This is a genomic window from Mesorhizobium sp. M7A.F.Ca.CA.002.04.1.1 (assembly GCF_004022805.1).
GTDB classification, from domain to species: domain Bacteria; phylum Pseudomonadota; class Alphaproteobacteria; order Rhizobiales; family Rhizobiaceae; genus Mesorhizobium; species Mesorhizobium ciceri.
Genome location: NZ_RZPL01000212.1, coordinates 1 through 7,887, shown reverse-complemented (window position 1 = coordinate 7,887; position 7,887 = coordinate 1). Strand labels below are relative to the sequence as shown.

Annotated in this window: 10 protein-coding genes; 7 read left to right on the top strand and 3 right to left on the bottom strand. The window is 64.7% G+C overall.

The window, feature by feature from the left end; translation table 11 throughout:
* Window positions 1–132: 132 nt before the first annotated feature.
* From ENZ75_RS13565 to ENZ75_RS13555, 3 genes are all read left to right on the top strand, one after another.
* Complete coding sequence (locus ENZ75_RS13565; RefSeq protein WP_013530594.1) at window positions 133–426, top strand: hypothetical protein; 294 nt, start codon at window positions 133–135, stop codon at window positions 424–426.
* Window positions 427–642: 216 nt separating this feature from the next.
* Window positions 643–2,613 (top strand): acyltransferase family protein, encoded by a 1,971-nt coding sequence (locus tag ENZ75_RS13560; protein WP_063168641.1) that lies wholly within the window; start codon window positions 643–645, stop codon window positions 2,611–2,613.
* 113 nt (window positions 2,614–2,726) lie between these two features.
* A complete protein-coding gene (locus ENZ75_RS13555) occupies window positions 2,727–3,032 on the top strand; it encodes a hypothetical protein (RefSeq protein WP_027160843.1) in 306 nt (101 codons plus the stop codon).
* A 55-nt stretch (window positions 3,033–3,087) separates the two neighbouring features.
* On the opposite strand, the gene ENZ75_RS13550 is transcribed toward ENZ75_RS13555, so the two are convergent.
* The gene (locus ENZ75_RS13550) at window positions 3,088–3,690 is read right to left on the bottom strand and encodes a DUF6456 domain-containing protein (RefSeq protein ID WP_063168642.1); all 603 of its coding nucleotides are present in this window, start codon (window positions 3,688–3,690) and stop codon (window positions 3,088–3,090) included.
* 251 nt (window positions 3,691–3,941) lie between these two features.
* On the opposite strand from ENZ75_RS13550, the gene ENZ75_RS13545 reads away from it, so the two are divergent.
* Both ENZ75_RS13545 and ENZ75_RS13540 read left to right on the top strand, forming a co-directional pair.
* Window positions 3,942–4,223, top strand: a complete 282-nt coding sequence (locus ENZ75_RS13545) for a DUF982 domain-containing protein (RefSeq protein WP_013530587.1) — start codon at window positions 3,942–3,944, stop codon at window positions 4,221–4,223.
* A 108-nt stretch (window positions 4,224–4,331) separates the two neighbouring features.
* Window positions 4,332–4,640: a DUF982 domain-containing protein gene (locus ENZ75_RS13540; protein WP_063170292.1), complete on the top strand. Its 309-nt coding sequence runs from the start codon at window positions 4,332–4,334 to the stop codon at window positions 4,638–4,640.
* Window positions 4,641–4,889: 249 nt separating this feature from the next.
* On the opposite strand, the gene ENZ75_RS13535 is transcribed toward ENZ75_RS13540, so the two are convergent.
* A complete protein-coding gene (locus ENZ75_RS13535) occupies window positions 4,890–5,558 on the bottom strand; it encodes a GcrA cell cycle regulator (RefSeq protein ID WP_063170293.1) in 669 nt (222 codons plus the stop codon).
* Between the two features lie 599 nt (window positions 5,559–6,157).
* Between ENZ75_RS13535 and ENZ75_RS13525 the strand changes: the two genes are divergently transcribed.
* Complete coding sequence (locus ENZ75_RS13525; protein ID WP_013530583.1) at window positions 6,158–6,862, top strand: helix-turn-helix transcriptional regulator; 705 nt, start codon at window positions 6,158–6,160, stop codon at window positions 6,860–6,862.
* A gap of 64 nt (window positions 6,863–6,926) precedes the next feature.
* On the opposite strand, the gene ENZ75_RS13520 is transcribed toward ENZ75_RS13525, so the two are convergent.
* Window positions 6,927–7,229 carry a hypothetical protein gene (locus ENZ75_RS13520; protein WP_024501757.1) on the bottom strand — a complete coding sequence of 101 codons (303 nt, stop codon included), beginning with the start codon at window positions 7,227–7,229 and terminating at the stop codon, window positions 6,927–6,929.
* A gap of 187 nt (window positions 7,230–7,416) precedes the next feature.
* Between ENZ75_RS13520 and ENZ75_RS13515 the strand changes: the two genes are divergently transcribed.
* Entirely contained in the window at window positions 7,417–7,785 is a 369-nt protein-coding gene (locus ENZ75_RS13515) for a hypothetical protein (protein WP_027160847.1), read from the top strand.
* Window positions 7,786–7,887 lie beyond the last annotated feature (102 nt).

Here is a 7,887-nt window from a genome sequence, read left to right as displayed (position 1 = left end):
GTTTCAAGTTTTTCGGCTATATTTTTCCTCGTTTCGGCTTTTTTACGCAAAAAATGCCGGAACTTTCACCCAAACCTGTCGTTTTCCAATGGATCGTTGCTTCGACGATCCCAAAGCAATAGGAGAGTACCCATGAACATCAAGATGATCTGCTTGGGCGCCATGGCACTTTCGATGGTCGGCGGCGCGGCGTTTGCCAAAACGTCGGCTCTCGACGATCCAGCCAAGATGCAGCCCTTCTACACCGATAGCAGCATGAAGACGATGGTCAGCAACGACGACTTCGTGAAAGCCTGGAAGGCCCTTACGCCGGACGACCAGACCGCGATGATGAAGGCCTGCGAGGACGAGGCGAAGGACGCCACTGCGGCCAACAGCCATCCCGAATTCTGCAGCAGCGTGAAAGCGAACGGCGGCAGCAAGTAGCAGTCCAGCAACCCGAATGAGAAACAGCCCCGCGCGGGGCTGTTTTGCGTCTGCCGCAGGTGTGCAGACAAGCCAGCCACGCAAGGATCGGGCCCGGCCGGCACCCGGCCCATCTCCCCATTTCTGCCATGTTGCACTGCGATAATTTGTTGCATTGCGATATCGGCCTGCACCGCCGACATTGCACAGGGGCTGGGCTTGCACGAGGGAGCCGTCGTGGCAGCATCGTTCCGGCCGGACATACAAGGATTGCGCGCGCTCGCCGTCGGCGGCGTCGTCGCCTACCATTTCGGCCTCACCGCGCTCCCCGGCGGCTTTGCCGGCGTCGACATCTTCTTCGTCATCTCGGGCTGGCTGATATCGACCCATCTCATGCAGGAGATCGGCGAGACCGGCCGGCTCGACCTCTGGCGCTTCTATGCCAGGCGCGCGCGGCGGCTCCTGCCGGCAGCTTTGTTCGTCATCCTGGTCACGCTGGCCGCCGGCTACTTCATCCTGGCGCCGCAGGAGCAGGCGCTCTATTCGCGCGGCGCCATGTTTGCCTCCGCCTATGCCATCAATCTGTGGCTGCTGCGCTGGTCGTTCGACTATTTCGCCGCCGACGCCACCAGCAATCCCTTCATCCACTTCTGGTCGCTGTCGGTGGAGGAGCAGTTCTATCTGGCCTGGCCGGCGCTGCTTCTGCTGGCCGCCTGGCTGCGGCCGGGCCGGCGAACGGCCGCAGCCATGATCGGCGTGGTCGGCCTCGCCTCCTTCGCCGCCTGCCTGTGGCTGACCAGCGCGGCGCCGGCCTGGGCCTTCTATTTCTCGCCGCTGCGCGCCTGGGAGTTCGCTGCCGGCGGCCTGGCGACGCTGGTCCCCATGGCTTTGCTGCAGCACCGCATCTGGCTGCGGCCAGCCCTTGGCTGGCTCGGCCTGGCGCTGATTGCGACCGCCTATCGCCTGTTGAGCGAGGACCTGCCCTTCCCCGGCTGGTATGCACTGCTGCCGGTTGCCGGCACCGTGCTGGTGCTGCTGAGCGGCGGCTGCGGGGAACAGACCAACGGGCGGACCGACCGGCACGTCCTTGGCCCGGCCACCGCTTTGTCGCTGCCGCCCTTGCAATGGATCGGCACGCTCTCCTATTCGCTCTATCTCTGGCACTGGCCGGTCATCGTCTACGCCGGGATGCTGACGCCCGATCTTACGGTGCCGCAGCGGCTGGGCTGCGGCGTGCTGGCGCTGGCGCTGTCGGTGCTCACCTATCACCTCATCGAGAACCCGGCACGACGCGGCGCCTGGCTGACGGTGGGCGCTCGCGCGCTCGCACCCGCGCTGGCGCTGACCGGTGCCGGCGTGGCGGTCGCCTACGCCAATGCGCATCTGGCCACGCGCAACATCGGTCCCGAGCAGCGCGGCATCGAGCAGGCGGCCGAAAGACCTTCCATCGCGCGGGCCGTCGACAAGAACTGCCTGGCCGACTTCCAAACGGTGACGCCGAAACCCTGCACATTCGGCCCGGCCGATGCCACCCGCACCATCGTGCTGTTTGGCGATTCGCACGCCGACCACTGGTCGACGCCGCTGATCGAAGCAGCCAGGCGCAACGACACCAAGGTGGTCACCTACCTCAAATCATCGTGCCGCGCCTCGCGGCTCTCCACCTTCAACACGGTGCTGAAGCGCGACTACACCGAATGCGACGCCTGGCGCGAGCAGGCCATATCAGAGATCATCCGCCGCAAGCCGCGCCTGGTGGTGATCTCCGAATTTTCCATCGGCAATCTGACCCGCGATCTGCCCGCCGCCGAACGCACCGCCGAAGTGGCGCGCTGGCAGGCCGGCCTGCGCTCGACCTTGCAGGCCTTCAGCCGGGCCGGTGTCGAGACGGCAGTCATCCGCGACACGCCGATCAACGCCAGCTTCGCCGGCTCCTGCGTGGCGCGCACCCTGTGGTGGCGCGAGGCACCCTCGCCGCACTGCGACACGCCAAGGGCCGAAGCCGCCAACGACAGCACCGCCGCCACCGAGCGCGCCGTGGTGACCAGCGTGCCCGACACCCGCTACATCGACCTCACCAACCAATTCTGCGGCCCGACCTCCTGCCACGTCGTCATATCAGGCAAGCTGGCGTTTCGTGACAGGCACCATCTGGCGACGGGCTTTGCCGAGACACTGGCGGGGCCATTGGAGAGGGCCTTGTTTTAGGCGCCTGGGCATCTGCGCCCCGGTCTGTATTGTTCGTCACATCTTACGAATCTGTGGAACGAGGCTGCAACTCGGCAGTTATATATTAGCCTAACCTTGAAAAGGAGGCAGCTATGAAAAAGCTCCTGCTTGTTTCGGTTATCGCCATTGCTTCGGCGGCGGCGATGATCGCCCCCGCCGACGCCCGCAGCCGTATCAGTATCGGCATTGGCGGCTATGCAGACGACTATTACGGCGACGATTATTACAATGGTTACGACTATGGCGATCGCTACTATCGCCCTTATTACCAGTACGACGCCTATGACAACGGCTACAGGCCGCGCTATTACCACCGTCACCACCGTTGCCACATCGCACTGGTCAAGCATTGGCGCCATCACCACAGGATCGTCGAGGAAATCCGCGTCTGCCGATGATCTGATCCTGTGAAAAATGATCCGGCCGGCGCCGCCGGCCGGATATTTGCGCCGCTCACCCCACCCGCCTCCTCATCATCATCCCGTAATGCACTGCCAACAAATCCAGCCCCACCTTCAGCAGCTTCGTCACCACGTTCCGGCCCTCGCCGGTCTGCTCGGACAGGCGCTTGAGGGAACCGTCCGCGCAGCAGACTTGTCGTACCACGGCGGCCACCTCCCAATGGCCTAGCGCTCTTGTGGCGGCGGCATAGGCCCTGCCGGCGTCGAGAACGCTGTCGGCGATGCCGCCGCCCTCGCGGCCGCCGTCGATGCGCTCGGTCCAGCGCATCGGCTTGACATCAGCCTGCTGACTGCAGCGGAAATCCTCGCGGTAGCGCAGGCCTGCCTCGCGCTGCTGGCGCGACAGCGAAGTGATGCCGACGAGCGCATCGATGGCGCGCAGCCGCACGATGCCGCCGGTCGCGGCGTAGCCGTCATTCGACACTTCGTAGACACGCGCAGCCTCCAGCGTGCCCGCTGCCAGCCGCTTGCGGCCGAGGGCGTCATCCCTGAGCGCGAAATCATGGCCGATCTCGCGGCGTATGCGCACCTGCTCGGCCTCGCCCTTCGGCAATTTCGGCGCCTGCGGTTTTGCGGGTCTGGTCTTTTTGCTCATGGGAGGCTCCTGGTTGGGATGGTGGTGGGAGGCCGGCACGTGGCGATCCTTCGCGCGCCCTCGGCCCTGCCGGGCATCTTCCCACGCGGTGGCAGAGCGGAGCGGAGCGCTGCTCGGTTGGCCTTCAATGAACCGGAGGTCGTCGCCTCTTCGCCGCCGCGCCAGCATCCCTGTCGTCCGGCATCCAGGCTGATGGAACCGGCGCGAGCTTTCGACGTTATGTCGCGTCCATGCCAAGGGGAGGTTCGCCGATGACAGCCTTCATGCCGGTTACCGTGCGCTTTTGCGACAACAAAACCATGCTGGTCAGTTCGGTGGCCGGAGCCGCCGAGGCACTGCGCCACCAATGGCCCGACAAGACAGCGCCTGGCTATCTCGAGGCTTCCCGGCTGGTTACGCTCGCCGTGGACGGCATCTGCTGCCAGCGCATCGCGTTCGACGCCTTCACCAGGGCGGCCAAGCAGCAGAACATCCTGGTCGACAGGCCCAAAAGCCGCGCCCATGACTGGCTGGATGCGGTGGCTAGCCCGTGAGGAGCGGGCGCCGCCCGAAAAATTGATGCAACCGGCCCCCAGCGGGGCGCGTTTATGGGTGCGGTAGCTGGAGCCGCGCGCAAAGCGAAGGTGAACGCCGTGGGTACGATGAAAACCGGAGTGCCGCTCAAAGTGCGGGTGGAAGATGAGATCGAAGAGATCGACAGCGTCAGCGAAGCCGCCGATTTTCTCCAGCGCTGGCCGCTGGAGCGGCGTGGCCATGTCTACCGCAGCGCGTTGAACGCCTGCAGCGCGGCGATTGCCGCCCAGATTTCCGAAGCCGACGCCATGAAGGTGTTTACCGGCTTTGCCCGGGTGACCGGCATATTGGTCGGCGAGGGCAACCCGGCGGTAGCGATGGACGCAAGGAGCATGCAGAGCCGCACGCCCAAGCAAGGCGGGCAGATGCCGAAATAGGGCTTTGCTTCTTTCTCCCCGTTTACGGGGGTGAGGTGTGATCCGCGCAGCGGACGAAAAGCCAATTGCTTGGCTTTTCGAACAGCGAACGCCCGGCAGGGCAATGAGGGGCGGCGCCAGCGCTTCGGTAAGTGGCATCTGAATCGGATGCTTGAATTTCATGTCAGCTTCCATCCTGCCTCGTCAGCGCTGCCCCTCATTGCCCTGCCGGCACCTTCTCCCCGTGAACGGGGGAGAAGAGATCAAACCTCACCCCGTCGCAACAAATACGCGGCGCTGGAAGCGCGCCTGGTGGTAGGTACAATAGCTTTTCAGCGCCCCGGTGCGCATGCCGCAGCACAGCATGTCGGCGCCTGGGCGGCTGCCTGGCGCCCCCTCTTCGGCAATAGAAATGTCCGGATCCCCCTCCACCGTCAGATCCAGCGGCGCACGGCAGCGTGAAAACAGGCAATCGATGAAGCGCATCGCCACGCCATGCGGCTGCCGGCCGATGGCCGCGCGCGGCGGCGCCGGCGCCTCCAGGCGATAGGCCACGCCGTCGGCGATCAGCACGCCCACCTCGCGCACGAACGAATGCGCGCGCCTGGGCCGGGCCACTTCACGCGCATGGATGTCCTTGGCGGCAAGCACGCCCTCCATCTTGCCGACGACAGGCGTCGCTTTCGCCGACGCGCCACTCGCCCGCTTGCTTCCAGCGCGCTTGCCCACGGCCTGCCTGGATCGCGGCGGCGGCCCCTTGCCATTGGCAAAGCCGATCGCGCCGAGCATGGCGTTGCGGTGCACGATGCCGATGATGGCGTCGCGCGACACCGGACTGCCGCGCAACGCGCTGAACGCGACTGCAATCCTGGAGGCTGAGAACCCATCCTTCAGCCAGCGGGCGATCTCGTGCAATTCCGCGTCGCTATAGCTTGCCATATCCAGCTCCATCCAAAGTTCGGCCGCGCGCCGTCGGGCAGCGTCAAGGTTCGACCCGGTCGCCAGGCCGCAGTCAGGTTGTTTTTCAAGAGCCGGCTCTCAGCCGGCCAGCCTCAGCCGGCTTGGGCCGATTTCCCGCCGGCAAGGTGCAGAAGCCGCGCTTCGGCCGTGTTTCTGTCCAGGGCGGAAACCGCCCTGCCCGTCAGCCTGTCGAACAGGATGACGGTGCCGTCCTCGGTGCGGATGCAGGATCGGCCTGCCGCAAAAACAGAGCCGGCGCCATGCCGGCCGAATTGGGGGCCGAAGCCGCTGGGAGCGGCGGCTCCGGCCGTTCCGGTCGCCGGAGACAGGCGGCCCGGATGAAGCCCGAGGCCCAGTGCCTGACCGCACGAGCCTCGGGTCCGGTCCGCCTGTCTCCGGCGACCGGAACGGCCGGGATGAAAGGGAATGGGCGGTTATGACCGCCGGGCGCGCCTCGCGTGAGGCCGGCGACTCGGCGCCATCAAAGCTGGACAGGTTTTGCATGACCGGATATAAGCATAACTCGAAAATAGATGCAAGCCATTCTTTCATAGACGAGAGCGGCTTTCATCCCTCACATGGGCGCCATGGCAAAAACGGAACTGTCGATCAAGGTCGGAGCGGCGATCCGCAAGGCGCGCAAGCAGCGCGGCCTGGTCATGCGCCACATCGCCGAACACAACGACACCGATGTCGCCGCCGTCGGCAACTGGGAAACCGGCCGCAATCTGCCCAAGACCGAGAACCTGCTGAAGACCGCCGCCTTCCTGCGCGTCGACCCGGTTGCGCTGGGCCAGGGGCAGGTCGTGTTTCTCGACGATGCCGGACCGGTTGCCGATGCGGAGATCGTCACCGATGCAGGTCCGCTACCCGCCAGCTCGATGGACATCGAGGTGCTGGGCGCGGCCGTCGGTGGCGACGATGGCGATTTCACCTTCAACGGCGAGCCGGCGGGTTACGTCCAGCGCCCGCCGGGCGTGCGCAACCTGCCGAAGGTGTTCGCCCTGCACGTGCTCTCGGATTCCATGGTGCCGCGTTACGAGCCCGGCGACCTGATCTATTGCGGCGGCCGCGACGCCGTACCGGGCGACCATGTGGTGATCGAGACCTTCCCGGAGGAAAACGAGCGCAACGGCAAGGCCTTCATCAAAAAGCTGGTCAAGCGCACGGCGGGCGAGCTGGTCGTCGAGCAGTACAACCCGCCGAAGACGTTGACCTTCAACCGCTACGCCATCAAACATGTCTGGCGCGTGATTCCGCTGAAGGAATTGCTGGGGTATTGAGCAAGGGATGCTCTTCCTTCTCCCCCTGCGGGAGAAGGAAGAACCAGCGCTGGCACCCTCCCACTCAAGCCCGCCGCGATCCCTCCAGCGGCACATCCCTGTCGCTCAGCATCCGCGCTTCGCTGCGCACGCGCTGGCGCTCGTCGACAAACGCCGCCTGGATCGAAATCGCCGTCCCCGGCAGTCCGTCGGCGCGGCAGGCCGAACAGACGATACGGCCCGACAGAGCGGACAGCGGCGTATTCCCCGTCACCCCGAACCGCTTCAGCTGATCGGGTCGCCACCACCTGTTGCGGCCACAATCGGCGCACTCGACCGAGATCGAGGCGACATGCGCGATCGTTGGTTCCTTGCCCGGCAATGCCATCGCCCCTGCCTCGTCTTTGTTCCTGATTTGTTCGCATATTCCTGTGTTTTACGCCGGGAGTCGAGTCGCAGTTTTCAAACTTTCCCAGAAGTTTTTCTTCTAGCATAATTTGAGTTATGCTTTCATAAATGTATGAAAATGTGAGTCGGGTACGAACCTGCCCACTGCATCAGACCCGGGAGCGATAATGGACGCTTTTGCCGCCGATTTTGCCCGTTCCTGCGGCTACGCCGGCGACAGCCTGGCCTTGCTTGAAGCCTTCGAAGCAATCCGTCGCAGCGGCATCGCCCACGCCCGTCAGGATCACGTCAGGCGCAAGGCGGTGATCGACGAGTTGAAACCGTCGGAGGCGCTGTTCCTGGCCGCTATCGGTCCGGCACTCTCGGCGCAGGAGGTAATCGAGGACGCCGCCCGCTTCATAGCCTGCTGGCGCAACATACCGCGCTGGCGCCAGGAGCGGCGCCTGCCCGACCTGATCAGGGCCAAGCAGCAGCGCCTGGTGGCGCGCTATTTCCGCCGCCATGGCCACAGGCTCTGGGCAAGGGAAGCGGTGTGAGGACTGGACCAGCCATTTGCGGGTTCCATCAGCCATTTTTTCTTTCTAGACTGCGCAGGGGTGGCTGACCGTTCGACGTGCATAGTTTGGAATGTTCAAGAC